The following is a 24615-nucleotide window of genomic DNA, read 5'->3' as shown; positions in this document are numbered from 1 at the left end:
CGGCCGGGGCGGTGGCCCGGCCGCAGGGCGGACGATCACCACGATTTGTACCCGATGACCATCCTTCACTCCCGCACTGGCGTCCGGTTTCCGTCGCGGGCGAACGCGATGTTCCTCACGCCCGCTCCTCCGCCGGGGCCCGCAGGCGGAGTTCGGCCCCCGGCCACCGCGACCTCAGCCACCGGTCGTGGCTGGCGACCACGACGGTCCCCGGCCCGGTGCCCAGCGCCTCCTCCAACTCGTCGGCGAGCCGGGGCGAGAGGTGGTTGGTCGGCTCGTCGAGCAGCAGCAGGTCGGGCGGGTCCGCGACGAGCAGGGCAAGGGCGAGGCGGCGGCGCTGACCGGCCGACAGTTCGCCGACCCTGCTGTCGAGATCCCGCGCGGCGAAGAGCCCCAGGGTGGCGAGCGGGACGCGTTCGGACCGTTCCTCGCCGAGCCCGAGGGCGTACGTCTCGGCGACGGTTCGGCCCGGGTGCTCGAACACCGTGTCCTGGGCCAGCAGTCCGGCCCGGAGCCCGTCCCTGCGCCGCACCCGGCCGGAGGGGACCGTGAGGGCGCCCGCCAGCACCGCGAGGAGCGTCGACTTGCCCGCGCCGTTCGGGCCGGTGACCAGCAGGCGCCGGCCCGGGTGGAGGTCCAGGCGGTCGAGGCTGAGGCGTCCCGGCACCCGGACGTCCCGGAGGGAGAGCAGCGGGGCGTCGTCCGCGGGTGGCGCGGCGGATCCGGCGGGAAGCTGGTCGGGGGTACGGAAGCGCAGCGGCTCCGGCGGTGCGGGGACCCGCTGCCGCTCCAGTTCGCCGAGGCGGCGGGCGGCGTTGCGGACCCGCCGGGCGATCTGGTTCTGGACGCGGCCCGCGGCGTGGCCGTACCCCATCTTCTCGTTGTCGCGCGGCCCCCGGTCCGGGGCGACCCGGTGGGCCGTGACCTCCACCGCGCCGCGCAGGTCGGCGAGTTCCTTCTCCTCCTCCTCGAAGCGGCGCTGCCAGCTCTCGCGGGCGGCCCGCCGCTGGTCCTGGTAGGCGGTGTAGCCGCCGCCGTAGTGGACCGGGCCCCGGACGGCGGGGTCGAGGTCGATCAGGTCCGTGCAGACGGCGTCGAGGAACGCCCGGTCGTGCCCCGCCACGACGACGGCTCCGGGCATCTCGCCGAGCCGCCGCTCCAGGAAGGCCGCGGCCTCGTCGTCCAGGTGGTTGGTGGGCTCGTCGAGGAGGAGCGCGGTGGGGCGGCGGATCAGCAGCGCGGCGAGGGCGAGCCGTCCGCGCTGGCCGCCGGAGAGGGAGCCGAGGGTGCGGTCGTGGGCCAGCGCCCCGATGCCGAGGCCGTCGAGGACGAGCCCGGCGCGCCGGTCGGCGTCCCACGCCTCGTGCTCCTCGGCCAGTTCCAGGCACCGCGCGTAACGGGCGAGGAGGTCGCCGTGGCCGGGGGCGTCCTCCGGTGCGGCGGCGATCTCCCGGGAGAGCAGGTCGAGCCGGGCGAGGGCCGCGCGGGACTCGGCGAGGGCGTCGTCGAGCACCTCGGTGAGGGTCGACCCGCCTTCGTACGGCATCTCCTGGTGGAGGTGGCCGAGGCCGGCGGGACGGACGACGGTGCCGGAGTCGGGTTCGAGCACCCCGGCGAGGACGCTCAGCAGGGTGGATTTTCCGGCGCCGTTCTCCCCGATCAGGCCGATGCGGCGGCCGGGGGCGGCGGTGAGGGAGACGCCGTCGAGCACCCGGCGCCTTCCGAGCGTGACGACGAGGTCGTGGGCGAGCAGGGCGGGTCGGCTCATGGGGATCACCTGGGTTCGGTCGGTCGCGGTGCCCGTCGGGCAGGGCTCGGGCGAGGAACTCCGGGGTGGTCAGTCGTCGCCGGGAGCGTCCGTCTCCGTGAGCCGTCCGTCGGTCAGGCGCAGTCGCCGGTCCACCCCGATCTCCGCGAGGAAGCGCTCGTCGTGGCTGACGACCACGAAGGCTCCCTGGTAGGCGTTGAGCGCGCTCTCCAGCTGGCCGACGCTGACCAGGTCGAGGTTGTTGGTGGGTTCGTCCAGCAGCAGGAGCTGCGGCGCGGGCTCGGCGTAGAGGACGCAGGCGAGGGTGGCACGCAGCCGCTCGCCGCCGGAGAGCGCCGGGACGGGCAGATGCGCGCGCGGGCCCCTGAAGAGGAAGCGGGCCAGCAGGTTCATCCGCTCCGCCTCCGGCAGCGCGGGTGCGAAGGCCGCGAAGTTCTCGGCGACGGTGCGCCGGGAGTCGAGCAGGTCGAGGCGCTGGGAGAGGTACGCGATACGGCCGTCGGCCCGCCGCAAGGTCCCGCCCTCCGGCACCTGCTCGCCCTGGACGATCCGCAACAGGGTTGATTTTCCGGCCCCGTTGGAGCCGGTGAGCGAGATGCGTTCGGGACCGCGGATTTCGAGGTCCACTCCGCCCCCGGCGAACAGCTCGCGCTCGCCCCGGCGGATGCGGACGCCCTCGCCGAGGAAGACGGTCCGTCCTGCGGGTACGCGGGTCTCGGGGAGTTCCAGGGTGATCCGCTGGTCGTCCCGGAGGGCGCGGCCCGCCTCGTCGAGCCGGGCCCGGGCGTCCCCGACCCGGGCGGCGTGCGTGCCGTCCGCCTTGGCCGCCGACACCTGGGCGCTGCGCTTGAGTCCGCCCGCCACGATCTTGGGCAGTCCGGCGCTCTTGATGTTCCGGGCGGCGTTGCTGGAGCGGCGCTGGGCGCGCTCGCGGGCCTGCTGCATCTCCCGCTTCTCCCGCTTCACCTCCTGCTCGGCGCTGCGGACGTTCTTCTCGGCGACCTCCCGCTCGGCGCGCACCATCTCTTCGTAGGCCGTGAAGTTCCCTCCGTAGAAGCGGACTTCGCCCCTGTCGAGCTCGGCGATGCGGTCCATCCGGTCGAGCAGTCCGCGGTCGTGGCTGACCACGAGGAGGCAGCCGTTCCACTCCTCGATCACGGTGTAGAGCTTCTGGCGCGCGTCGAGGTCCAGGTTGTTGCTCGGTTCGTCCAGGAGGAGCACGTCGGGGCGCCGCAGGAGCTGCGCCGCGATCCCGAGCGAGACGATCCGGCCGCCGCTGAGGGTGTCCAGGGGCTGCGCCAGGCTGACGTCTTCGAGGCCGAGGCGGTCGAGCTGGGCCCGGGTGCGCTCCTCGATGTCCCAGTCGTCGCCGATCACGGCGAAGAGTTCTTCGCTCGTGTCGCCGGATTCGATGGCGTCGAGCGCGCGGATCACCGGGGCGACGCCGAGCACTTCGGCCACGGTGAGGCCGCCCGTGAGCGGCAGGTCCTGCGGGAGGTGGCCGAGCACTCCGTCGACCGAGACCGAGCCCCGGGTCGGCCGGTACTGACCGGCGATCAGCTTGAGCAGGGTGCTCTTGCCCGCGCCGTTCGGCGCGACGAGTCCGGTGCGGCCCTGGCCGACGGTGAACGAGAGGTCCTGGAAGACGGGGGTGCCGTCGGGCCAGGCGAAGGTGAGGTTGGAGCAGGTGAGGAACGATGCGGACATGGAGACGTCCTTGCGACGTGATGCGGGCGCGCGTCGACGGCCGCCCGGCGGCGAACAGGGGTGGGGGTACGACAACGGAAGCCGTCCCAGCGGCGCGGACGCGCGCCTGCCGGTGGCCGATCACCTTCGGGTATCACCCGGAGATGTCGTCGTCACCCTTCACAGCTGCTCTCCTTCATCGGTGATCACATCGCTGATCACGTGCCTCTCACGATAACAGCCGGGTCCGGTCCGGTGCCGGGAATTTACAAAGGGGCGGAAGGAGCACCTCCGGACCCGCGCCACCTCAGGGCCGTCTCAGCAGGTCAGGGCGTCGGCCACCGGCACGGAAGCTTCCCCGGCCCCGGTCGCCCTGCGCCCGGCCATCCGGCAGCCGAGGCAGTCCGGGTGCCCCGCCCGCGCCCGCGTGTCGCGTACGCGCCAGCTCCACTCCGCCGGGGGACGGGGACCGCTGGGCTTGCCCCAGCCCGCCAGGTGCAGGAGCCAGGTGACGACGCCCGCGGCGACGGTCACCGCCCCGGCCAGCAGCACGCCGAGCGGAGAAGCCGCACAGACGGCGACTCCACCGCCCGTGACGCCGACGATCGCGAGGGTCGTGCCGGCCCATCCCGCCAGGGTGTGTCCGAGGTCGGCGTCACCGTGTGCGCTCATCGCTTCTCCGTCCAGGAAAATGGCAGCGGCAGGCTCCGGAGAGACATTTCATCTCACGAGCTAAGTAACTTAGATGCTAAGGAGAATGCTCGTGGAGGGCAAGCCCCGCCCCGACGCCTCGACCGAGCAGGCATTGCAGCGCATGGACCAGTTCGTCGCGCTGAGTCTCGTCGGCCAGAGCGACGTCGCCCAGTCGCTGGGGCTCAACGTCACGGATCTGACCTGCCTCGGGCACATCCTCGGGGCGGGCCCCGACGCGCTGACCGCCGGCGACCTCGCCGAACGCGCCGACCTCACGACCGGCGCCATCACCGGCGTACTCAACCGGCTTGAGCGCGCGGGATTCGCCCGCAGACAGCCCGACCCCGGCGACCGCCGACGGGTCCGGATCGTCGCCGACGAGTCCGCCGCGGGCCGGGTGGTCGCGGTGTACGAGCCCTTCTACCGGCGGCTGACGGCCCTCTTCGCCGACTACTCGCCGCAGGAGACCGCAGTGCTCGCGGACTGGTTCACGCGGGCCGCGGACGAAATGCGCGCCCACCTCGCCGCCTTGCGGGGCTGAGAGCCAGCGGCGGCCACGGACCGACTCCTCCCGGCCACCGGGCCGGATCGGGCCGGATGCGACGGTGGGGGGTGGGCGTTCTGCGCGCCCGCACTCGGGTGGACCGCACGCACGGCTCACCCGGTGAAGCGCACGGCTCACCCGGTGAAGCACGGGTCACTCCGTGAACCGCGCGGGACGGGAAACCGCACCGCACGAGGGAAGCGGTGCCGCCCCTGTCGTGGGGCGGCACCGCTTCCCTGTCCGGCCTGGCCGCGCGTCCTACAGCTGCGGGTAGATGTCCCCGCTGCTCATGCCGGACTGCTGCTCGCTGCGGTCGCGCATCTTGCGGGCCTTCTCCGCGAGGCGCTGCCGCTCCTCGGGGTCCTTCGCCTTCTCGGCGGCGTCGCTCAGCTGCTGGGCCTTGTCCCGCATCTGGCGGGCCAGCTCGGCGGGTTCGTCCGCTCCGCTCATCACCACTCCTCGTCCGCTGGACATCCGACGCTCCCAGCGAAGCAGCAGGACGGGGCGGACGCATCTCGGCGGGCCGGTACGGGCCGCCTCCTGCCCCGTCGTCCCCCGCCCGGCCGGCGGCTACTCCCCGGCGGTCTCCCGGGCCCCGGGCGTCTCGGCCCGGGGGAGCCTGGTGGCGGTGTAGTCCGCCACCGCGGCCTCCAGGCCGATGTCGTGCTGGGCCCGCTCGGAGAGGAACCACCGGTGCTCCAGCAGCTCGTGGTAGAGCTCGGCCGGGTCCATGGAGCCCCGCAGGTCGAGCGGGACGGCGCGGACCGTGGGCCTGAACTGGTCGCGGACCCAGCGGTGCGCGAGGACCTCGGTACGCGCCCCGAGCGGGTCGCCGGGGGCGTAGTCGTCCTGGGTGGCCATCCAGCTCTCCAGGTCGTTGAGGAGCCGCCGCGCCTGGTTCTCCTCGGTGTCGAGCCCGGTCAGCCGCAGCAGCTGGCGCTGGTGGTGGCCGGCGTCGACGACCTTGGGCACGAAGGTGACGGTGTCGCCGTCCGGCGAGTTGACGATCTGCATCTCGGCCACGTCGAAACCCATGTCGTTGAGCCGGCGCACCCGTCGCTCGATGTAGTGGTACTTGCCCGCCGGGTAGACCGAGGTACGGGTCAGCTCCTGCCACAACGCGGTGTACCGCCGGGAGATCTCGGCGCCGAACGCGATCGGGTCCACCGAGGGATGGAGCGCTCCGGCGGCCTCCAGGTCGAGCATTTCGCCGCTGATGTTGACGCGGGCGAGGTCGATGTCGTACTCCCGCTGGCCGTCGCTCAGCCGCGCATGGGTCTCACCGGTCTCGGCGTCCACGAGGTAGGCGGCGTAGGCGCCCGCGTCGCGCCGGAAGAGGGTGTTCGAGAGCGAGCAGTCGCCCCACGCGAATCCGACGAGGTGCAGCCGGACGAGCAGGACCGCGAGGGCGTCCATCAGCCGGTGCACGGTGGACGGGCGCATCGTGGTCTCGAACATCGAGCGGTACGGCAGCGAGCCGTTGAGGTGCCGGGTGATCAGTACGGGCTCCAGCGGCTCCCCGTCGGCCGCGGCCCGGCCGGTGACCACGGCGAGCGGATCGACCGCGGGTATCCCGAGCCGGTCGAGGGTGCGGAGCTGGTCGTACTCGCGCACGGCCGGGCGCTCGGCGAGTTCCTTGACGGCGATCACGTCGGCCCCGGCGCGGGCGTAGCGCACCACGTGCCGGGAGATGCCGCGCGGCAGCGGTACGAGGTACTTCTCCGGCCACTCCTCCAGCGGCAGGTGCCACGGCAGCTCCAGGAGGAGTGCGGGGTGTTCCGGGTTGGTGGCGCTGATCTGCAAAGCCATGGCTCGCCTCGCTCGTACGGGTGCGGGGCACCAGTGTGCGGGACGTGGTCGTGGGGGCGGGGTGGCGGGGTGCCCGGCACTCCCTCCGGAAGACGGGTCAGACGTCCGGGGTCTGCTGCTGGGATGGCTTGCGCGTCCCTCCGACGGCGACGGTGTTGGCGCCGACGACGACGAAGACGGCCGTCCACGCGGCGGCGTCGAGGTGCTGGTCGAGCACGAGGAGACCGATCAGGGCGGCGAAGACCGGGTTGGCGCTCATGACCGTGCCGAAGAAGTGCGCCGGGACGCGTCGCAGCGCGAGCAGGTCGGCGAGGAAGGGCACCGCCGAGGAGAGCAGACCCGCCGCCAGCGCGCAGGCGAGGGTGGCGGCAGTGGGGGGATGCCGCCAGAGCGTCAGTGCGCCGACGGGGAGGTAGAGCGTGCCGGAGACGACCGCCGCGGTGGCTGAGCCCTCCAGTCCGGGCAGACGTCGGCCCACGGTCCGGTTGAGCAGGATGTAGCTTCCCCAGCACACCGCGGCCACCAGCGCGAGGCCGATACCGAGGTGGTCGGTGGACGGAGTGGGGCGGGCGAGCACCACGACGGCGGACGCCGCCGCCAGCGCGCACAGGGCGTCGACGCGGCGACGGGAGCCGGCCAGCGCCACGGCAAGCGGTCCGCAGAACTCCAGGGTGACGGCCAGTCCGAGTCCGACGCGTTCGATGGCCGCGTACAGGGACAGGTTCATCACGGCGAATACCAGCGCAAGGGCCAGCACGGGTCGCCACTGTGCCGCGGTGAACGAGCGCGGGCGCGGCCTGCCGACCGCCCACAGGACCGCGGCGGCCACCCACTGGCGGATCGCGACCACTCCCGCCGGACCGAGGGCGGGGAACGCCAGCGCCGCCACCGACGCACCGATTTGGTTGGACAGACCGCTGCCGAGCATCAGCGCCACCCCGGCCCGGCGGCTCCCGTCGCGGTCCGGCGCACCGCCGCCGGAGGTCAGGGCGGGCGCGGTGTCCGTCGAAGTCTCCATGGCCTGACGGTGCGCTCCCGCCACGGATACGCAAAATGCGTGCGCCGTACTGTCGATACGCTGAGCGTATGGATGCGCACGGGGGATTCGCCGCCGGACCGGAGCTCAAGCACCTGCGCTGTCTGGTGGCCATCGTCGACACGGGCGGTTTCACGGACGCGGCTCTGGAGCTGGGCGTCTCACAGGCGGCCGTCTCCCGCACGCTTCTCGCCCTGGAGTCGATCCTCGGCGTCCGGTTGCTGCACCGCACCAGCCGCACCGTGGAGCCCACCACGGCGGGCGTGCGGGTCCTCGCGCGGGCCCGTCTGCTGCTGGCCGCCGCCGCCGAGCTCGTGGCGGAGGCCACGACCGGCCACAGCCGACTGCACGTCGGCCACGCCTGGTCGGCCTTCGGCCGCCACACCACCGAGTTCCAGCGCCGCTGGGGCCGCGATCATCCCGGGACCGAACTCCGGCTCGTCCGCCACAACTCCCCCACCGGCGGGCTCGCGGAAGGTCTGTGCGACCTCGCGGTCGTCCGTGGCGCCCTCGACCTCGAACGCTGGTCGCACGCCCTCGTCGGTTTCGAGGACCGCCATGTGGCTCTCGCCTCCGACGACCCCTGGGCCCGCCGGCGCAGCGTCCGCCTGGCGGAGGTCGCCACCCGTACCCTCGCCCTCGACCGTCGTACCGGCACCACGACCCTCGGCCTGTGGCCCGAGGACGGGCGGCCCGCGGTGGAGCACACCCACGACATCGACGACTGGCTCGCCTCCATCGCCTCCGGCCGCTGCGTCGGCGTCACCCCCCGGGCCACCGCCGCCCAGTACCGCCGCGACGGCATCACCTACCGCCCTCTGCGTGACGCGGCGCCCGTCCCGGTCCACCTCGTGTGGCGGCGGCAGGATCCCCACCCGGCCACCCGTGCCGCGGTCGCCCTCGCCGTCGGCCTCTACGGCGAGGACGGGAGGACGCGCGCGGACCGACGGCGCTGACCGGCCGCCGCGCCCTTGTCCCCGGGCGGCGGGCCGGGCGTCGGCAGGTCTCCCGCTCGGGTCACCGCGCGGTGTGGTCGGGCAGGCCCCGGGTCCGGCGGGCCTCCTTGAGCTCCGCCTCGTACAAGTGGGCGCGACCAGCGGCCAGTTCGTCGACCAGGCGTCGTTCGACGTCGGCGAAGGGCCGGTAGTACGTGCGGTCGTACGCCTCGACGATCTGGAACGTCCAGTGGCCCGGGATGACGTTGCGGCCCACGATCTCCCGCTCCACCAGGTCCGCCGCACCGTCGTGGCCGGCCTCGCGAAGGAGCCGTACTGCTTCGTCGAGCTGGAAGTCGGCGCCCCCGGTGAGCTGGTGGAAGGTGTAGAGGGCGCCTCGGGCGCGCTCGGTGGTCTCCAGCGCCTCCGACAGGGCGCCCAGCGCGCGGACGGTCGCGCCGTCGACCCCTTCCGGGCGGGTGTGGGCGGTGTCCGGGCGGTCGGCGTGTTCTTCGCTCATGCCCCGGTACCTGCCCGTCCCCCGGCCACGGACGGGGTCCGGGCCGCCCCGGCCACCCGACCGGGTGTGCGCGGGGCGGGCGACGGGCCGGTCACGGCCCACGCCCCGCACCGGGGACCGGGCGGGGCGTGGGCCGTACGGGGCGGGGTGCCGCTTCCTGGATCAGAGAGCGGTCATGACGTGCTTGATCCGGGTGTAGTCCTCGAAGCCGTACGCGGAGAGGTCCTTGCCGTAGCCGGACTTCTTGAACCCGCCGTGCGGCATCTCGGCGACCAGGGCCATGTGGCTGTTGATCCAGACGCAGCCGAAGTCGAGGTTCTTCGACATCCGCATCGCGCGGGCGTGGTCCTTGGTCCACACCGAGGAGGCGAGCGCGTACTCGACACCGTTGGCGAACTCGAGGGCCTGGGCCTCGTCGGTGAAGGACTGGACCGTCATGACGGGGCCGAAGACCTCGTTCTGGATGATCTCGTCGTCCTGGCGCAGCCCGGAGACGACGGTCGGCGCCCAGAAGTAGCCCTTGTCGCCGACGCGGTGGCCGCCCGCCTCGACGGTGGCGTGGGCCGGGAGGCGGTCGATGAACCCGCTGACCTGGGCGAGCTGGTTCGCGTTGTTGAGGGGGCCGTAGAGCACGTCCTCGTCGTCCGGCAGACCGGTCTTCGTACCCTTGGCCGCCGCCGCCAGGGCCGCGACGAAGGCGTCGTGCACCGACGCGTGGACGAGCACCCGGGTCGCCGCCGTGCAGTCCTGGCCCGCGTTGAAGAAGCCGCCGACGATCAGGTCCTCCACGGCCTTCTCCAGGTCCGCGTCCTCGAAGACGACCGCGGGGGCTTTGCCGCCGAGCTCCAGGTGGACGCGCTTGACGTCCTTGGCCGCCGAGGCGGCGACCTGCATGCCGGCCCGTACGGAACCGGTGATCGAGGCCATCGCGGGGGTCGGGTGCTCCACCATCATGCGGCCGGTCTCGCGGTCGCCGCAGACGACGTTGAAGACGCCGAGCGGCAGGTCCATCTCCGCCAGGACGCCGCCGATGATCTCGGCGATCAGCGCGGTGGAGGCGGGGGTGGTGTCGGAGGGCTTGATCACGACGGCGTTGCCCGCGGCCAGGGCCGGGGCGAACTTCCAGACCGCCATCAGCAGCGGGTAGTTCCAGGGGGCGACCTGGGCGCAGACGCCGACCGGCTCGCGCCGGATGACGGAGGTCATGCCCTCCATGTACTCGCCCGCCGAGCGGCCCTCCAGCATCCGGGCGGCGCCCGCGAAGAAGCGGATCTGGTCGATGGCGGGGTCGAGTTCCTCGCTGCGGGTCAGGTGGAGCGGCTTGCCGGTGTCGCGGCTCTCGGTGGCGACGAGCTCGTCGGCCCGTGCCTCCATGGCGTCGGCGATCCTGAGCAGGGCGCGCTGGCGCACGGCGGGGGTGGTGTCGCGCCACACCGGGAACGCCGCCGCCGCCGCGGCCATGGCGGCGTCGACGTCGGCCTGGCCGGAGAGCGGCGAGGTCGCGTAGACGTCACCGGTGGTGGGGTCCACCACGTCGAGGGTGCGACCGTCCGCGGCGTCCACGGATGCGCCGTCGATGTAGTTGCGGAACGTGGTGCTCATGGAACGGGTTCTCCTGGTCAGACGGTGGTACGGGCGGACAGGTGCTCGTGGACGGCGGGCCAGCGGCCGTCGGACGCGCGGGCGAAGACGATCGTCTCGCGCTCCAGCAGCGTCTCCTCGCCCGAGGAGGTGGCGATACGGGTCTCCACGTCGTGGCTGAAGACCGCGGTGTCCCCGAAGTGCTGGATCAGCCGGTCGGTGGAGGTGCAGGCCAGCACGCGGAAGTCGTCCTCCTCCACCCAGCGCTGCCACAGGGCACGGTACTCGGCCGTGGAGGCCAGCCGCTCGGGGGTGGTGTGGAAGACGAAGGTCGCGTCCGGGGCGAAGGCGCCGAAGTAGTCGTCGAGACGTCCTTCCGCGAAGGCCGCGACGAGTGCGTCGGCGGCGGCCCGTACGTCCTCGTGTCCGGGGGTGTCGCTCATGATCGGCTCCTTGCCGTGGGGGGGGGAGGCCTGGGTGGTGTCCGGGCGGGGGTGTGGCGCGCGGGCACGGTCGGCCCGCGGCGGTCGCGGGATGCGAGGCGCGGTGCGCGCCCGGGCGGTCAGCCCGCGGCGGTCGCGGTCGGCGTCCGCACCTCGGGGCCGTCGGTGATGGGCGGGACCTCCGTGTCGGCGGCGCGGACGAAGCGGGGGCCGGCCGGGCCGTAGACCGCACGGGGCTCGGGGAAGAGGGTGAGCAGCGCGAGGTAGATCACCGCGGCGAGGACGAGGCCGACCGGCAGGGAGATGTCCGCGCCGTCGGCGAGGTCGCCGAGCGGGCCGACGAACTGGCCGGGCAGGTTGGTGAAGAGGAGGGCGACCACGGCGGAGACCAGCCAGGACGCCATGCCGCGCCAGTTCCAGCCGTGGGCGAACCAGTACCGGCCGCCGCGCTGGCGGCGGTTGAAGACCTGGAGCGCGTCGGGGTCGTACCAGCCGCGCCGGGTGACGTAGCCCAACGCCATGACGACCATCCACGGGGCGGTGCAGGTGATGATCAGCGTGGCGAAGGTGGAGATGGACTGGGCGAGGTTCAGCGCGAAACGGCCGACGAAGATGAAGGCGATGGAGAGCACGCCGATGAAGAAGGTGGCCTGGACGCGGCTGAAGCGCGGGAAGACGCTGGAGAAGTCGAGGCCGGTGCCGTAGAGCGAGGTGGTGCCGGTGGAGAGGCCGCCGATGAGGGCGATCAGGCAGAGCGGCAGGAAGTACCAGCCCGGCGAGACGGCGAGCAGTCCGCCGACGTAGTTCGGGGCGGCCGGGTCGACGTAGTCGGCGGCCTTGGCGGCGATGATCGACGCGGTGGCCAGGCCGAAGAGGAACGGCAGCAGGGTGGCGATCTGCGCGAGGAACGCGGCGCCCATCACCCGGCGGCGGGGCGCTTTGGCCGGGATGTAGCGGGACCAGTCGCCGAGGAACGCGCCGAAGGAGACCGGGTTGGAGAGCACGATCAGCGCCGCCCCGATGAACGAGGGCCAGAACAGCGGATCGGCGGTCGAGGTGAAGGAGCCCGCGTAACCGGGGTCGAAGTCGCCCCAGAAGGCGAAGGCGCCGAGCACGAAGAGCGCGGAGGCCGCCATCACCGCGATCTTGTTGACCAGCAGCATGAAGCGGAAGCCGTAGACGCAGACGACCAGCACGAGGACCGCGAAGATCGCGTAGGCGATGCCGTACGACACGTCGGACTCGGGGACGTGGACGAGCCGGTGCGCTCCGCCCACGAGGGCGTCGCCGGAGGACCAGACCGAGATCGAGAAGAAGGCGACGGCGGTCAGCAGCGAGAGGAAGGAACCGACGACGCGTCCGTGCACGCCCAGGTGGGCGGAGGAGGACACGGCGTTGTTGGTTCCGTTCGCCGGGCCGAAGAGGGCCATGGGGGCCAGCAGCAGCGCCCCGGCGACGAGGCCGAGGACGGTGGCGGCGAGACCCTGCCAGAAGGAGAGGCCGAAGAGGATGGGGAAGGCGCCGAGGACGCACGTCGCGAACGTGTTGGCACCGCCGAAGGCGAGACGGAACAGATCGATCGGGCGGGCCGTGCGGTCCCCGTCCGGGATCCGCTCGACCCCATAGGTCTCGATTTCGGTGATCGAGCTGGTCACGGGCGTGTCACCTTCCGTTCTTGTCGTGCAGCAGTGACGAGCCCACAGTCTGATCCCCCCGTGTGACCGGCGACAATTGTGTCAGTCACAGAGCGATAGCCTTCTTTGTGTGGCAAGCGACAAACTCACCGTGGAAGATCTCCTCTCATTCCCCGCACTCCAGCTCTCCGTGAAGGCGGGCGGGGCCGGGCTGGGACGCTCCGTCTCCTGGGCGCACGCCAGCGAACTGGACGATCCGACACCCTGGCTGCTGGGGTCCGAGCTGATCATGACGGCGGGACTCGCGGTCCCGGAAACGGCCGCCGCACAGCGCGCCTACCTCGAACGACTGGACGACGCCGGGGTCTCCGGGCTGGCGCTCTCCGCGCAGCTGCACATGCCCGTCCTGCACGACGACTTCTTCCGGGCGGCCGAGGAACGGGGCTTCCCGGTGCTGGAGGTACCGCTCTCGGTGCCCTTCATCGCGGTCGCGCAGGAGGTCGCGGCGGCGGTGCAGGAGGACGCCCGCCACCGCCTCGGCGCCCAGCTCCAGGTCTTCGGCTCGCTGCGCTGGCTGGTCGCGGAGGACCTCGACACCCCCACCCTGCTCCGCCGGCTCGAACGTCTCTCCGGCTACGACGTGTACCTCTGCACGCCCCAGGGCCGCCCGCTGCTGCCGGGCGTCCCGGTGCCGGACCCCTCGGTGCTGCCGGACTCCGTGGACGCCCCGCCGACCGTGCCGGGCGGCTTCGTGCTGCCCGTCCCCGCGCCCGGCGGACCGGCCGGTTTCCTCGTCGCGTACGAGCGGGAGGGCGCCCAGCCCGCCGGGCTCGCGGTGGCCCAGCACATCGCCACGGTGGCCGCGCTGCGCCTCGCGATGGTGCGCAACGAACGCGAGACGCTCCGCCGGGAGGGCGCCGAGACCCTGGCCGAACTGCTCCAGGAGGTGCTCGACCCGGAGGCCGCCCGCCGACGGCTCGCCCGGCACGCGATCGAGGGGGAGACCGTCCTGATGGTGGTGCGCCACACCACCGACGAGGCCCTGCTGCACGTCCTGGAGGACCGGCCGCACCTCCTGCTCACCCGGGGCGGGGACCGCTACGTGCTCGGCGCGCCGGAACTCGCCGACGCGGTGGGCACCTTGCCCATGGTGACGGCCGGGATGAGCCGCCCCTTCCGGCCTGGCGCGGCGCTGAAGGTGGCGCAGCGGGAGGCGGTCTGGGCCGCGTCGAAGGCGGCCGAGTCGGGCCGGCCCGTGGTCCGCTACGGCGACGACCTGACGGGCCGGTGGCTGCCGGACGACCCGGCGGTGCTGTCCGCGCTGGTCGAGAACGTCCTCGGCGAAGTCCTCCGGTACGACGCCGCCCACGACTCCCAGCTGCTCGTCTCGGTCCGTACGTGGATGGAGCGGGACCGGCGGACCGAGGCCGCCGCCGCGGCGCTGCACATCCACCCGAACACCCTGGCGTACCGGCTCCGCCGCTTCGGGACGCTGGCGCGACGCGACCTGGCGTCCACCGGGGCGCTGTCGGAGGTCTGGCTGGCGATCCAGGCGGCGGGCACGCTGGGGCTCGCGGAGCGGATGGTGTGACCCATCCGCCGGGTCGCGCACGCGGGTGCGGTGGGCCCGGCGGACGGCCGGGCCCACCGCGTCCGGGCGGGTCAGGCCGCCCGCCCGGCGGCCCCTTCGGCGGCGATCGTGACGCGGGCGGTCCGGGTGACCCCGTCGACGGTCACCGCGAGGGTGATGGTGCCCGGTCGCAGGGCGGTCAGCGTGCCGGTGTCCGGGTCGAGGAGCGCGACGGGCCGGCCGCGGGCTCCGGCGCCGTCCCCGATCCGGAGGTTCGGGGAGCCGGTCCAGTCGGCGCTGACCGGGAAGGCGACCGGCACCGTACGCGTGCCCTGGGTGATCCGGGCGGACACCGCTGCCCGGTCGCCCGGTGCGAGTGCGGCGGGCGCGTCGAGAGTGAGGTCGTCGACGTGCGCCCGGGTCTGCACGGAGATCCAGTCGGGTCCGCCCGCCCAGGGCCGCTGCCGGGCCGCCGCCTGTTCGGCGGGGGTGACCCGGTCCGTACCGACCAGGCTCCAGCCGGTGAACCCGCCCTCGTCGGCCGGACCGGAGGGGGTCTTCCCCGAGTTGCCGTTGACGAGGTAGGGCACGCCGTCGACGTGCGAGGCGTGGAACACCCCGACGTGCCCGCCGATGAAGGCGGCCCCCTTGCCGGTCGTGCGACGGAACCCGGCGAGCCAGTCCTCCACGAGGGCCGCCTCCTTGCGGTCGCCCAGCTGACTGGCTTTCTGCGCGGTGGGGTCGCGCGGCGGCACGTGCTCGATCAGCACCACGGAACCGATGGCCGGGTCGCCGGCCGCCGCGTCCAGCTGTTCGCGGAGCTCCCGGATCTGCGCGTAGCCGCCGCCCCGCAGGCTCAGGCTGGAGGTGTCGAGCGTGATGAAGCGGGTGCCGGCGTGGTCGAACGTACGGTGGGCCGGGCCGAACCGGTCGGTGAAGGCGTCGATCGTGCCGCCCATCACCTCGTGGTTGCCCGGCACGTAGTACCAGGGCAGGTCGTCGCCGAGCTCCTCGTCCAGCACCTGGCGGGCGAAGTCGAGGTCGGCGGGCGACCCTTCGTCCACCAGGTCGCCGTCGATCACCAGGAAGTCCGGGTGCGCGGCCTTGATCTCGCGCAGGGTGCCCCGGGCCCGGGCGACGATCGCGCTGTCGGGGTCGCGGGCGACGAACTGCGCGTCGGACATCACCGCGAACCGGGAGTCCCGGCCTTCCGTGACGGCCGCCGTGTCGATCAGCGGGTCGGCCTCCGGCGCCCGGGCGGGCAGATCGGCCGCGGGCACGACCTGGGCGACGAGGTCGTCGATGACGACCCCGCCGGTGTACTGCGCGCCGGCGGCGGTCTCGGCGAGGTAGAACCGGTACACCGACAGGGGCGTCGGGGCTCCGGCGGGCACGGCGAAGGTGACCTGCCGCCAGCCGGTCCAGGTGACGTACGGACCGCGGAGCAGCTGGTCCGTTCCGGCGGCGTCCTTGAGGTGGAGCGTGGGCCAGGCGCCCTTGCCGTCCCCGTCGATCCAGAGGGTGAAGGACTGGGGCCGGCCGGGCACCGCGACGGGCTGCGGCGGGGCGGCGTAGGCGGCGCGGGTCGCGGTGGACCGGGTGAAGTCGTAGGTGAGCTCCAGTCCGGTGCCGGTGTGCCCGTCCTCGGTGGCGGCCAGCGAGCCGCTCGCGCGGGCCTGGCTGAACTTCCAGGCGTCCGCGTCGTCGAAGCCGGAGACCGCCTGGTCGGCGAGGCCGACCGTGACGGCCAGCATCGTGGTGGCGCCGTGGACGGAGGCGGTGACGAGCCCGGCCGTTCCGTCTCCGGCACGGGCGGTGACGGTGAAGGAACCCCGCCCGTCGTCGTGGACGTCGAAGAGCGCGCGGTCGTAGTCGAGGGTGACGTCGCGGGGTTCGACGGGGGCGCTGTCGCCGTGGGCGTCGTAGCCGACGACGCCGAAGGTTCCGGTGGCGCCTTCCCCGGGGAGGCCGAGGCGCTCGGTGGTGGGGCTCACGCGCGTGAGCTCGTCGAGCACGGTGAGCCGGGCCGAGCCCCGGGCCCTGCCGCGCTCGGCGAGGACTTCGGCGGTGCCGCCGCGCCGGGCGGTGAACAGGCCGCGCGCGTCGACGGTGCCGACGCCGGGGGCGGTGGTGCGCCAGTGCGGGGCGCCGGCGGCCGGGCCGTACGTCTCGTCGTACCCGGCGGCGGTCAGGGCGCGGGTGAGGCCGGGGAAGACCCGGTCGGGGTGACCGCCCGCGACGGGGTCGTCCCCCGGGGCGGTGGCCGGGGGCGTGCGGGTCTCCACCCAGTAACCGGTGAGGGTGCCGCTGCCGTCCGGCACGGTGAGGGCGAGGCCGTTGGGGACGGTGCGTTCGCTGCCGTCGGAGGGGCTGTTCTCCACCTGGAGGGCGTCGCTGCCGGGTTCCCGCGCCACCAGGGTGGAGGAGCCTCCGCCGTCCAGGTTGAGCGCGCTCCAGGCCCCGGCCTCGCGCATCATCCGGCCGAGTTCGGTGAGGGTCACCCCACCGCTGTCGGCCTGCCTGCCGTCCACGGTGATGAGGTGCATGGTGCGGCCGTCCCGGGAGAATCCGACCGCGGTGCGGGGTGCGGCGGCGTTGTTGCCCTCGCCGTCGTGGTTCTGCTCGACGCCGTCCACGACGAGCGCTTCGCGCCCGCCGACGGCGGTGCGCGGCAGCGGCCCGTCGTCGGTGCGCGCCCGGTACGTCACCCCGACCGGGTCGCCCGGCCGCAGGGCCGTCAGGAGTTCCGCCCCGGCCTCGCGCCCGACGAGGACGGTGGTGTCCTCGGGGACGGGCCCGCTGCCGGGCGTCGCGGAGACGGAGACCACCCGGCCGCCCCGTACCACGGCCTCGGCGACCGGCCGCGCCGAGGCGTTGACGGTCAGCGCGCGGTCGGCGTCGCCCCAGGCGGAGGTGTACGCGCCGACGGATCCGGCGGGGACGTCGGCCGCGTTGTAGGCGCCGAGCGGGTGGTCGCCGGAGGGCAGGGTGAGCGTGCCCTCGAAGTACAGGTCCAGGACCCGCCCCGCGGCCCCGGGGCCGATGCCGGCCGCGTGGGAGGAGCCGGTGGCCGGTGAGTGGTCGAGGGCCCCGTCCCGGACACCGGGTCCCACCGGCGCGCCGGTCTCGTTGATGTCGAAGAAGTCGGCGTTGACGGCGGCGACGGTGCGGCGGCCCGCTCCCGCGTCGTGGCCCGCCGCGAGCTCGGAGACCGTACGCCGGTCGCTCACCTTCCCGCTGGAGAGGTAGTCGGCGCGGACGTCCTCGCCGAGGTCCACGGTGAGCGCGTCCACACGGAGCCACGTGGCGGCTTCGAGCCGGTCGTACGAGGTGAGGCCGACGCCGGGCGCGACGGGCCGGGAGGTGCGGGCGGTCTCGATGCCGTGCTCGTCGACGACGGGGGCGGCGGGGGCGCCGGCGGCGGAGCGCCCGGCGCCCGCAGGGGCGCTCGCACCGGGTGGGGCCACCGGTCTCAGGACCTCGGCGGCGCTGCGCGGGTGGGGGTCGGGTGTCGTGTCGGCCGCGGCGGGGGCGACGGCCCCCACCACGGCCCCGCAGACGGAGGCGAACAGCACGAGCGCCCGCGCGGAGCGGACGGCGGGCCCTGGACGTCGACGCACAAGTCCTCCTGCTGAGAGGCGGGTTGGACGGTTCATCAGCGCTTGTGGCGGACAGCATGCCGGGAGGTGCACGAGCGGCGCCAGGGGGCGGAAGTGACGGCGGGGACAACAGCGTACGGCCGGGGCGCGTCGGCCCCGGGCCCACGACGCGGCGTCGTGGCCGGTCGTGCGGGCGGCGCGACCGGCCGGTTTCCGGGCCGCCCGGTCTGCCCGAACCGGTGGCGACGGTGGCGCGGTGTACGGAGAATTGACGACATGTCGATGAGCAAGCGCAGTGCGGGGGTCCTTCTCTACCGGACCGGGACGGATACGGACGACAGCGGGGTCGAGGTGCTGCTCGGGCACATGGGAGGTCCGTTCTGGGCGGGGCGGGAGGACGCCGCGTGGTCGATCCCCAAGGGCGAGTACGAGCCGGGCGAGGCGGCCGAGACGGCGGCCCGCCGGGAGTTCGAGGAGGAGGTGGGCCTGCCGGTGCCGGACGGGTTCTGGGTGCCGCTCGGGCAGTCCCGGCAGGCGAGCGGCAAGACGGTGATCATCTGGGCGGTGGAGGGTGAGGTGGACACCGCGGAGGCGGTGTACGGCACCTTCGCCATGGAGTGGCCGAGGGGTTCCGGGGTGATCCAGGAGTTTCCCGAGATCGACCGGGTCGCCTGGTGCACCCCGGCGCAGGCGGCCTCCCGGCTGGTGACGGGCCAGCGGGTCTTCGTGGAGCGGCTGCTGGCCCATCTGGAGGCGTGAGTCCGTCCGGGGCGGGCCTGGGCGGGCGCCCGGCCCTATGCCCCGTCCGCCGCCCGGCAGGCCCCCACGGGACGTCCGTCACGCAGCTCCAGCACGTCCCCGGTGAAACGGCGGCGGAAAGCCCGGTCGTGGGAGACCACGACGACCGCGCCCTCGTACGCGGCGAGCGCGGCTTCCAGCTCCTCGACCAGGTCGAGGGCGAGGTGGTTGGTCGGTTCGTCCAGGACGAGCACGTCGGCGGGGCGGGTCACCAGCCGGGCGAGGGCGAGTCTGCGCTGCTGGCCGACGGAGAGGTCGCACACCGCGACACCGAAGTCCTCGGCGCGGAACAGTCCGAGGGCGAGCAGGTCCCCGGCGTACTCCTCGGCCGGGCCCGGACGGCCGGCCGCGTAGGTGGCGAGGAGCGAGCGGCGGGTCAGCCTGGCCGGGAGCTCCTGGGGGAGATAGCCGACGCGTCCGCGTCGGGCGACCGTCCCGGAATCGGGGGCGAGGTCGCCCGCGACCACCCTGAGCAGGGTGGTCTTGCCCGCGCCGTTCGGGCCGGTGACCAGGAGACGCTGCCCGGGCAGCACGTCGAGGGCGGGCAGGCGCAGCCGCTCCCCCACCGAGACGGACTCCAGCGCGAGCAGGGGTGCCGGGGCGCCGACGGCATCGGCGGATTCGGCAGAGCCGATGGTTCCGGCAGCACCGGTGGTTCCGGTCGCGAGGGTGAGCCCGGCGGTGAAGCGCAGGGGCTTGGGCGGCGGGGGCACGGGGGCGGCCCGCAGGGCGTCCCGGCGTGTCCGCGCGGCCCTGACCCGGCCGGAGAGTTTGGCGTCGTGCGAGCGGCGGTGCTTGCCGAAGCCCTCCCCCGGGTCCTTGCCGGTGGACCGGAGCCGCCGCCCGGCGGCTTCCACCAGCTCTTCGGTGCGGGCGAGTTCGGTGAGCCATTCCTGGTGTTGCTGCGCCCATCGGCGCCGCGCCGCGGCCTTCGCCGTCCGGTAGCCCTCCCAGCCGTCGCCGTGGCGGGTGACGGTGCGCAGGTCGCGGTCCGTCTCCAGGATGACGGTGGTGGTGGCCTCCAGGAACGCGCGGTCGTGGGTGACCACCACGAGGGTGCCCCGGTGGGCGCGCAGGTGATCCTCCAGCCAGCGCACGGCCGGCACGTCGAGGTGGTTGGTCGGCTCGTCGAGCAGAAGCGCCTCCGGCGCGGCGGCCAGCACGCAGGCGAGGGCCAGCCGGGACTGTTCGCCGCCGGAGAGGGTGGCCAGGGGACGGTCGCGGGGCAGGTGCGCGAGTCCGAGACCGTGCAGCGCCGCGTCGGTGCGGGCGTCGGCCTCGTACCCGCCACGGTCCTGATATGCCGTCAGCAGCTCTCCGTAGAGGTTGAGTTCGGCTTCCGTGGGGGCGGGTCCCGAGAGCCGGGCCTCGGCTTCGCGCATCCGGCGTTCCAGGTCGCGGAGTTCGGCGAGGGCCGTGTCGACGGCATCCTGCACGGTCCGCTGCGGGGCGAGGGCGAGGGTCTGGGCGAGGTGGCCGACGCCGTCGGGGAACCGGGTGACGGCCTCTCCGGCGTCCGGGGTCTCGGCGCCGGACATGAGCCGGAGCAGGGTCGATTTGCCGGAGCCGTTCTCACCGATGACGGCGACGTGTTCGCCGGACCCGACGGTGAGGGAGACGCCCGCCAGGACGGTCCTGTCGCCGTAGGCCAGTGTGACGTCCTGGAGGGTGATCCGGGTGCGGTCGCGCGATGCGGACATGGGTGTCGTTCCTGATGCTTTCGCTGAGGGAGGGCCCCGGTGCCGCGTCGGTGACGGGCGTGCGTCGGGGTGTGGTTTCCGGTCGGCTGAGGTACCCGGGCAGCGCGCGCGGCGGCGCGGGGCTGCGGCGGTACTCGCCGGAGCGGATCAGCGGAAGCGGTGGTGCGAACCCATGGTGCGAGTGTAGAGGAACGGCCGGACGGGCGTCCCCGGAATACGGCGTGCTGCCGCGTTCACCGGCGCCCCGGGACCGTGGCCCGGGAGCGTCTTCCGCACTGCCTGGAGGCGGACGGGCAGTGTGGAGACCGTCTCTCCGAAGCGTGCGACACGCCTCAGAGACGGATGACGGCCCGGCCGCCGTCCAGGTCGACGGTCGAACGGTGGGGCGGAGCGCCGTCCTCTTCGTCGTCGCGCATCAGCAGGGCGCTGGTGCGTTCCTTGAGCTCGCTCTGCTTGCCGGGCGAGAAGGTGGCGTGCAGTTGCTCGAACCCGGTCGCGGAGACCTGGCCCTGCCGGGCGCCGTTCCGCCAGGGCAGGACACCGGCGCGGGAGCCGCGCAGCATGAGCTGGTCGACGAAGGCGAGCACGGTCAGACCGACCACCAGCGTGGGGAGTGTGAGCAGCGCGGCGAATCCCATGGCCACAGTATGACCGCGTGGACGGCCGATCGGGCATCCCTCCGTGGGCGTTCCGGGGCACGGACGCGGGCGGGTGCTCCTGCCGGCATGCCGACGCGGGCCGTCGCCGTGGTCCGGCGGCCCGCGTCGCATCGGGTGGCTCCGTACGCGTGACTGTCGGCACAGCGCGTGCCGTTGGCGTACGGACCACGAAGGGGCCGGGTCCCGCCCTCCCGGGGGGAGGACGGGCGGGACCCGGGGTATGTGTCAGCCGTTGGGCAGGATGACGGCCCGGCCGTTGATCTTGCCGTCGTGCAGGCGCTCGTAGGCGAGCGGCGCCTCGTCGATCGAGAACGTCTCGACGTGGACGTCGACGGCACCGGCGTGCGCCAGCTCGATGACCTCGGCGAGCTCCTTGCGGGAGCCCCAGTACGGCGCGGTGACCGAGGTGGCGAACGGAAGCACCCCGAAGCCGACGGGCAGGAGGCCGCCGCCGATGCCGACGATGGTGACGTCGCTGTCGACGGAGGCGACCGCACCGGCGGTCTTCACGGTCGCGTCGACGCCGACGAAGTCCAGCACGACCTTGGCGCCGACGCCGCCGGTGAGCTCGCGGACCTTGGCGGCGGCATTCTCGTCGGACAGGACGGTCTCGTGGGCGCCGACCTTGCGGGCCAGCTCCAGCTTCTCCTCGGTGACGTCGAGGGCGACGACCTTGACGGCGGTCATCGCGCGCAGCAGCTGGATGGCGACGTGGCCGAGGCCGCCGGTGCCGATGACGACGGCCGTGGCACCGGGCGTCAGCTTCGGCAGCGAGCGCTTGATCGCGTGGTAGGGCGTGAGACCGGCGTCGGTCAGGGAGACGGTCTTGACCGGGTCGAGGTCGCCGATCTGCACCAGGTGGCGGGCGTTGTCGACGATCATGTACTCGGCCATGGCACCGGGGTTGCCGAGTCCGGGCGGCATGATGCCGAGCTCGTCGGCGCGCAGGCAGTAGTTCTCCCGGCCCTCGGCGCAGTTCACGCAGGTGCCGCAGCCCCAGGGGCCGTAGACGGCGACGTTGTCCCCGACGGAGACGCCCTCGGCGCCGTCGCCCAGCTCCACCACGGTGCCGACGCCCTCGTGGCCGAGGGTGAGCGGCAGCGGGTAGGTGAGCTGCTCGGCGGACCAGCTCATCACGGCGATGTCGGAGTGGCAGACACCGGCCGCGGTGACCTTCAGCAGGATCTGGCCCGGTCCGGGCACGGGCTTCGGGATCTCGACGACCTCGGGTGCCGCGCCGACGGTGCGGTACTGAACTGCCTTCATGGTTCTTCCTCTGTTCTGTACCGGGCCCGCCGCCGGTTCCGGCCGGGTTCCGGCCGGTCCGCCGGTGGCGTGCCCCTCTTGTTCTGTGCCCCCGTCGCCCCTGGGTGTGTCCAGGGAGGGTGGTCAGGAGGCGGAGTAGCCGCCGTCGACCAGGTGGTAGCTGCCGTGGACGAAGGAAGCGCGGTCGGAGAGCAGGAAAGCGGCGAGCTCGGCGACCTCCTCCGAGGTGCCGAGGCGGCCCGCGGGGTGGAGCGAGATCAGGTGGTCGCGCGCCGGACCGTCGGTGTTGCGGAGCAGCGGGGTGTCGATGAAGCCGGGGCCCACCGCGTTGACGCGGATGTTCTGCGCCGCGTACTCCAGGGCCGCCGTCTTGGTCAGGCCGACGACACCGTGCTTGGCGGCGACGTACGCCGGGGACTGGGCGAAGCCGTTGGTGCCGAGGATGGAGGAGATGTTGACGATGGCACCGCCGCCGGCCTTGAGGAGCTCGGGGATCTCGTAGCGCATCGAGTGGAAGACGCCGCTGAGGTTGGTGGCGACGACGCGGTTCCAGTCCTCGACGGCGTACTCGCCGGTGGGGGCCGCGGGGCCGCCGATGCCCGCGTTGTTCACCGCGAGGTGCAGGGCGCCGAAGGTGTCGACGGCGAACCGGACGCCGGCTTCGACGGAGGCGGGGTCGGTGACGTCCAGGCGGACGGCGGCGGCGCGGGCGCCGGTGGCCGTCAGCTCGGCGACGGCCTTGCGGGCGCTCTCCTCGTCGTAGTCGGCGACGACGACCGCCGCGCCACCGGCCGCGAGGCGCCGCGACAGGGCCAGGCCTATGCCGGAGGCGCCGCCGGTGACCAGCGCGACCTTGCCGGTGAACTCCGTCGCGTAGGAGGTGGTGAGGTCAGTGCTCATGATGAGGTGCTTCTTTCTGTGGTGCTGCGGTGCGCCGGTCGGTGAGGGCCGGGATGAGAAGGTCCGCGGAGAGGGCGTCGAACGCCTGGACCACGAGTGCGGGCAGGACGTCGGGGAGACCGCTGCGGACCCAGGCGGCCTGCGCCGCCAGCAGGGCTCCGGCCCCGGCGGCGACCGTCACCGCGGGACGGATGTCCTCGCGGCGGTCCACGCCGAGCCGGTCCGCGAGGATGGCGACCGACTCCTCCTGGGCGTCCACCCTGATGTGGTGGTACGCCGCGTAGAGAGTCGGCTCCTCCTCGGCCAGGACCAGCAGCTCGAAGATCCGGGGGCGCAGGTGCCAGGGCCCGGCCTCGGTGTCGTCGAGCCAGTCGAGTACGGCACGGCGGTACGCGGTGAGCGGGGGCTCGGTGGCGGGGCGGGCGCGCAGGGCGTCGTTGATGCGGTCGCCGTCGCCGCGTACGGCGTCGAGGACCGCGTCCTCCTTGCTCCGGAAGTACCGGCTGAAGGTGCGCCGGTCGACGTCGGCCGCTTCCGCGATCTCCTCGACCGTCACGTGGCGCAGACCCCGGTCGAGTACGAGCTCGAACGCGGCCCGGGCCAGCGTGTCCCGGGTCCGGCGGGCCTTTCGGCCCCGCCTCTCCGGTTCCCTCTGTTCCGTGCTCATGTCTGCACCGTACACCCAAAAATGTCGCAGCGGGACAAATGTCGTGGTGGGACTTTTCGTGAAGACGGCGGAGCGCCGGGAGGAGCGCGCGGGCGGGAGAAGCGGCGGGGCGCGCGGCGGTACGGGGGCGCGAGAACGGGCGGTGCGCGGGAGAGAGGTGGCGGCGTCCGGGGAGGGGCGCGCAGCGGGCCGGAGGGCCGGGACGGACACCGGTCGGCCGGGCCGCCGGGGCCTGTCGGATAATCCGTCCCATGGCACGCATCACCCTCACCCTGGCCGACCGGCTCCCCACCGCGGACGAACACCGGAAGATCGCGGAAGCGGTCGGCTGGTCCCACGCCTTCGCCTGGGAGTTCCTGCCCGCCTCCCTCGCCGGCTCCACGGCCGGTGTCGTCGCGCTGGACGGCGAGGAGGTGGTCGGCATGGGACGCCTGGTCGGAGACGGCGTCTCCTACTTCTACGTACAGGACCTGGCCGTACTCCCCTCCCATCAGGGCGAGGGGATCGGGACGCTGCTGCTGCGCCGGCTCCTGGACCACGTGCGGGACACCGCACCGGCACCCGCCTTCGTCGGGCTCTTCTCCACCGGGGAGGGCGCGGCGCTCTACGCGCGCGAGGGGTTCACGCCCGGCGACATGACCGGCATGTTCCGCCTGGTCACCCCGGCCCCCTGAGCCCTGGCCCCCGCGCGGAAGGCGCGTGAGAGAAGAGAGCGCGTGAAAGAAGAAGGGGCGGTGGCGAGCGGGGGGGCGGCCGCCCCCCCCCAGAAACCCCCCCCCCAACCCCCCAAACCCCCCCCCCCCCCCC

General features: G+C 73.6%; 21 protein-coding genes. 5 read left to right on the top strand and 16 right to left on the bottom strand.

The annotated features are described in order from the left end of the window. Positions 1–115: 115 nt before the first annotated feature. The 3 genes from ACFWEE_RS31210 to ACFWEE_RS31200 all read right to left on the bottom strand — a co-directional run bounded on the left by ACFWEE_RS31210 (position 116) and on the right by ACFWEE_RS31200 (position 4126). A complete protein-coding gene (locus ACFWEE_RS31210) occupies positions 116–1768 on the bottom strand; it encodes an ABC-F family ATP-binding cassette domain-containing protein (RefSeq protein WP_386894353.1) in 1653 nt (550 codons plus the stop codon). 69 nt (positions 1769–1837) lie between these two features. After that, positions 1838–3475 (bottom strand): ABC-F family ATP-binding cassette domain-containing protein, encoded by a 1638-nt coding sequence (locus ACFWEE_RS31205; RefSeq protein WP_386894351.1) that lies wholly within the window; start codon positions 3473–3475, stop codon positions 1838–1840. A gap of 297 nt (positions 3476–3772) precedes the next feature. Beyond that, complete coding sequence (locus tag ACFWEE_RS31200) at positions 3773–4126, bottom strand: HGxxPAAW family protein (protein WP_386894349.1); 354 nt, start codon at positions 4124–4126, stop codon at positions 3773–3775. Positions 4127–4217: 91 nt separating this feature from the next. On the opposite strand from ACFWEE_RS31200, the gene ACFWEE_RS31195 reads away from it, so the two are divergent. Further along, complete coding sequence (locus tag ACFWEE_RS31195) at positions 4218–4688, top strand: MarR family transcriptional regulator (RefSeq protein WP_386894347.1); 471 nt, start codon at positions 4218–4220, stop codon at positions 4686–4688. Between the two features lie 261 nt (positions 4689–4949). Here the strand turns inward: ACFWEE_RS31195 and ACFWEE_RS31190 are convergent, their stop codons facing one another. From ACFWEE_RS31190 to ACFWEE_RS31180, 3 genes are all read right to left on the bottom strand, one after another. Then, entirely contained in the window at positions 4950–5141 is a 192-nt protein-coding gene (locus ACFWEE_RS31190; protein ID WP_386894345.1) for a DUF6381 family protein, read from the bottom strand. Between the two features lie 120 nt (positions 5142–5261). Continuing rightward, positions 5262–6500, bottom strand: coding sequence for a DUF4032 domain-containing protein (locus ACFWEE_RS31185; protein WP_386894343.1), 1239 nt, complete (start codon positions 6498–6500; stop codon positions 5262–5264). Between the two features lie 97 nt (positions 6501–6597). Then, a complete protein-coding gene (locus ACFWEE_RS31180; RefSeq protein ID WP_386894355.1) occupies positions 6598–7428 on the bottom strand; it encodes a DMT family transporter in 831 nt (276 codons plus the stop codon). A gap of 158 nt (positions 7429–7586) precedes the next feature. Here ACFWEE_RS31180 and ACFWEE_RS31175 point away from each other — a divergent pair, with 158 nt between their 5' ends. Then, the gene (locus ACFWEE_RS31175; RefSeq protein ID WP_386894341.1) at positions 7587–8492 is read left to right on the top strand and encodes a LysR family transcriptional regulator; all 906 of its coding nucleotides are present in this window, start codon (positions 7587–7589) and stop codon (positions 8490–8492) included. 61 nt (positions 8493–8553) lie between these two features. Here the strand turns inward: ACFWEE_RS31175 and ACFWEE_RS31170 are convergent, their stop codons facing one another. The 4 genes from ACFWEE_RS31170 to ACFWEE_RS31155 all read right to left on the bottom strand — a co-directional run bounded on the left by ACFWEE_RS31170 (position 8554) and on the right by ACFWEE_RS31155 (position 12670). Then, a complete protein-coding gene (locus ACFWEE_RS31170; protein ID WP_386894339.1) occupies positions 8554–8991 on the bottom strand; it encodes a hypothetical protein in 438 nt (145 codons plus the stop codon). 162 nt (positions 8992–9153) lie between these two features. Then, the gene (locus ACFWEE_RS31165) at positions 9154–10593 is read right to left on the bottom strand and encodes a gamma-aminobutyraldehyde dehydrogenase (RefSeq protein ID WP_386894337.1); all 1440 of its coding nucleotides are present in this window, start codon (positions 10591–10593) and stop codon (positions 9154–9156) included. Positions 10594–10610: 17 nt separating this feature from the next. Further along, entirely contained in the window at positions 10611–11015 is a 405-nt protein-coding gene (locus tag ACFWEE_RS31160) for a nuclear transport factor 2 family protein (protein WP_386894335.1), read from the bottom strand. A gap of 119 nt (positions 11016–11134) precedes the next feature. Then, a complete protein-coding gene (locus ACFWEE_RS31155; RefSeq protein ID WP_386894333.1) occupies positions 11135–12670 on the bottom strand; it encodes a purine-cytosine permease family protein in 1536 nt (511 codons plus the stop codon). Positions 12671–12779: 109 nt separating this feature from the next. Here ACFWEE_RS31155 and ACFWEE_RS31150 point away from each other — a divergent pair, with 109 nt between their 5' ends. After that, positions 12780–14240 (top strand): PucR family transcriptional regulator, encoded by a 1461-nt coding sequence (locus tag ACFWEE_RS31150; protein ID WP_386894331.1) that lies wholly within the window; start codon positions 12780–12782, stop codon positions 14238–14240. Between the two features lie 71 nt (positions 14241–14311). On the opposite strand, the gene ACFWEE_RS31145 is transcribed toward ACFWEE_RS31150, so the two are convergent. Continuing rightward, a complete protein-coding gene (locus ACFWEE_RS31145; protein WP_386894329.1) occupies positions 14312–17839 on the bottom strand; it encodes a phosphodiester glycosidase family protein in 3528 nt (1175 codons plus the stop codon). A 255-nt stretch (positions 17840–18094) separates the two neighbouring features. On the opposite strand from ACFWEE_RS31145, the gene ACFWEE_RS31140 reads away from it, so the two are divergent. After that, a complete protein-coding gene (locus ACFWEE_RS31140; protein ID WP_386894327.1) occupies positions 18095–18577 on the top strand; it encodes an NUDIX domain-containing protein in 483 nt (160 codons plus the stop codon). A gap of 35 nt (positions 18578–18612) precedes the next feature. On the opposite strand, the gene ACFWEE_RS31135 is transcribed toward ACFWEE_RS31140, so the two are convergent. The 5 genes from ACFWEE_RS31135 to ACFWEE_RS31115 form a co-directional block, all read right to left on the bottom strand. Next, positions 18613–20316, bottom strand: coding sequence for an ABC-F family ATP-binding cassette domain-containing protein (locus ACFWEE_RS31135; protein WP_386894325.1), 1704 nt, complete (start codon positions 20314–20316; stop codon positions 18613–18615). Positions 20317–20648: 332 nt separating this feature from the next. Further along, positions 20649–20954, bottom strand: coding sequence for a DUF6191 domain-containing protein (locus tag ACFWEE_RS31130; RefSeq protein ID WP_386894323.1), 306 nt, complete (start codon positions 20952–20954; stop codon positions 20649–20651). Positions 20955–21200: 246 nt separating this feature from the next. Further along, the gene (locus tag ACFWEE_RS31125; RefSeq protein ID WP_386894321.1) at positions 21201–22241 is read right to left on the bottom strand and encodes an NAD(P)-dependent alcohol dehydrogenase; all 1041 of its coding nucleotides are present in this window, start codon (positions 22239–22241) and stop codon (positions 21201–21203) included. Between the two features lie 123 nt (positions 22242–22364). After that, positions 22365–23141 (bottom strand): SDR family NAD(P)-dependent oxidoreductase, encoded by a 777-nt coding sequence (locus ACFWEE_RS31120; RefSeq protein WP_386894319.1) that lies wholly within the window; start codon positions 23139–23141, stop codon positions 22365–22367. Further along, positions 23131–23808: a TetR family transcriptional regulator gene (locus ACFWEE_RS31115; protein ID WP_386894317.1), complete on the bottom strand. Its 678-nt coding sequence runs from the start codon at positions 23806–23808 to the stop codon at positions 23131–23133. Before ACFWEE_RS31115 ends, ACFWEE_RS31120 begins: the two co-directional genes overlap by 11 nt. A 251-nt stretch (positions 23809–24059) precedes the next feature. On the opposite strand from ACFWEE_RS31115, the gene ACFWEE_RS31110 reads away from it, so the two are divergent. Next, the gene (locus ACFWEE_RS31110) at positions 24060–24482 is read left to right on the top strand and encodes a GNAT family N-acetyltransferase (RefSeq protein WP_386894315.1); all 423 of its coding nucleotides are present in this window, start codon (positions 24060–24062) and stop codon (positions 24480–24482) included. Positions 24483–24615 lie beyond the last annotated feature (133 nt).

The sequence above is a fragment of the Streptomyces sp. NPDC060184 genome (assembly GCF_042728795.1).
GTDB lineage: Bacteria > Actinomycetota > Actinomycetes > Streptomycetales > Streptomycetaceae > Streptomyces.
This window is presented reverse-complemented; position numbering and strand designations above follow the sequence as displayed.

Bases quoted from the DNA above. Each gene is read 5' to 3' on its own strand.
- ACFWEE_RS31210 (WP_386894353.1), bottom strand. From the start codon at position 1,768: ATGAGCCGACCCGCCCTGCTCGCCCACGACCTCGTCGTCACGCTCGGA.
- ACFWEE_RS31180 (WP_386894355.1), bottom strand. From the start codon at position 7,428: ATGCTCGGCAGCGGTCTGTCCAACCAAATCGGTGCGTCGGTGGCGGCG.
- ACFWEE_RS31190 (WP_386894345.1), bottom strand. From the start codon at position 5,141: ATGAGCGGAGCGGACGAACCCGCCGAGCTGGCCCGCCAGATGCGGGAC.
- ACFWEE_RS31130 (WP_386894323.1), bottom strand. From the start codon at position 20,954: ATGGGATTCGCCGCGCTGCTCACACTCCCCACGCTGGTGGTCGGTCTG.
- ACFWEE_RS31205 (WP_386894351.1), bottom strand. From the start codon at position 3,475: ATGTCCGCATCGTTCCTCACCTGCTCCAACCTCACCTTCGCCTGGCCC.
- ACFWEE_RS31165 (WP_386894337.1), bottom strand. From the start codon at position 10,593: ATGAGCACCACGTTCCGCAACTACATCGACGGCGCATCCGTGGACGCC.
- ACFWEE_RS31185 (WP_386894343.1), bottom strand. From the start codon at position 6,500: ATGGCTTTGCAGATCAGCGCCACCAACCCGGAACACCCCGCACTCCTC.
- ACFWEE_RS31120 (WP_386894319.1), bottom strand. From the start codon at position 23,141: ATGAGCACTGACCTCACCACCTCCTACGCGACGGAGTTCACCGGCAAG.
- ACFWEE_RS31110 (WP_386894315.1), top strand. From the start codon at position 24,060: ATGGCACGCATCACCCTCACCCTGGCCGACCGGCTCCCCACCGCGGAC.
- ACFWEE_RS31175 (WP_386894341.1), top strand. From the start codon at position 7,587: ATGGATGCGCACGGGGGATTCGCCGCCGGACCGGAGCTCAAGCACCTG.
- ACFWEE_RS31170 (WP_386894339.1), bottom strand. From the start codon at position 8,991: ATGAGCGAAGAACACGCCGACCGCCCGGACACCGCCCACACCCGCCCG.
- ACFWEE_RS31140 (WP_386894327.1), top strand. From the start codon at position 18,095: ATGTCGATGAGCAAGCGCAGTGCGGGGGTCCTTCTCTACCGGACCGGG.
- ACFWEE_RS31135 (WP_386894325.1), bottom strand. From the start codon at position 20,316: ATGTCCGCATCGCGCGACCGCACCCGGATCACCCTCCAGGACGTCACA.
- ACFWEE_RS31115 (WP_386894317.1), bottom strand. From the start codon at position 23,808: ATGAGCACGGAACAGAGGGAACCGGAGAGGCGGGGCCGAAAGGCCCGC.
- ACFWEE_RS31200 (WP_386894349.1), bottom strand. From the start codon at position 4,126: ATGAGCGCACACGGTGACGCCGACCTCGGACACACCCTGGCGGGATGG.
- ACFWEE_RS31160 (WP_386894335.1), bottom strand. From the start codon at position 11,015: ATGAGCGACACCCCCGGACACGAGGACGTACGGGCCGCCGCCGACGCA.
- ACFWEE_RS31125 (WP_386894321.1), bottom strand. From the start codon at position 22,241: ATGAAGGCAGTTCAGTACCGCACCGTCGGCGCGGCACCCGAGGTCGTC.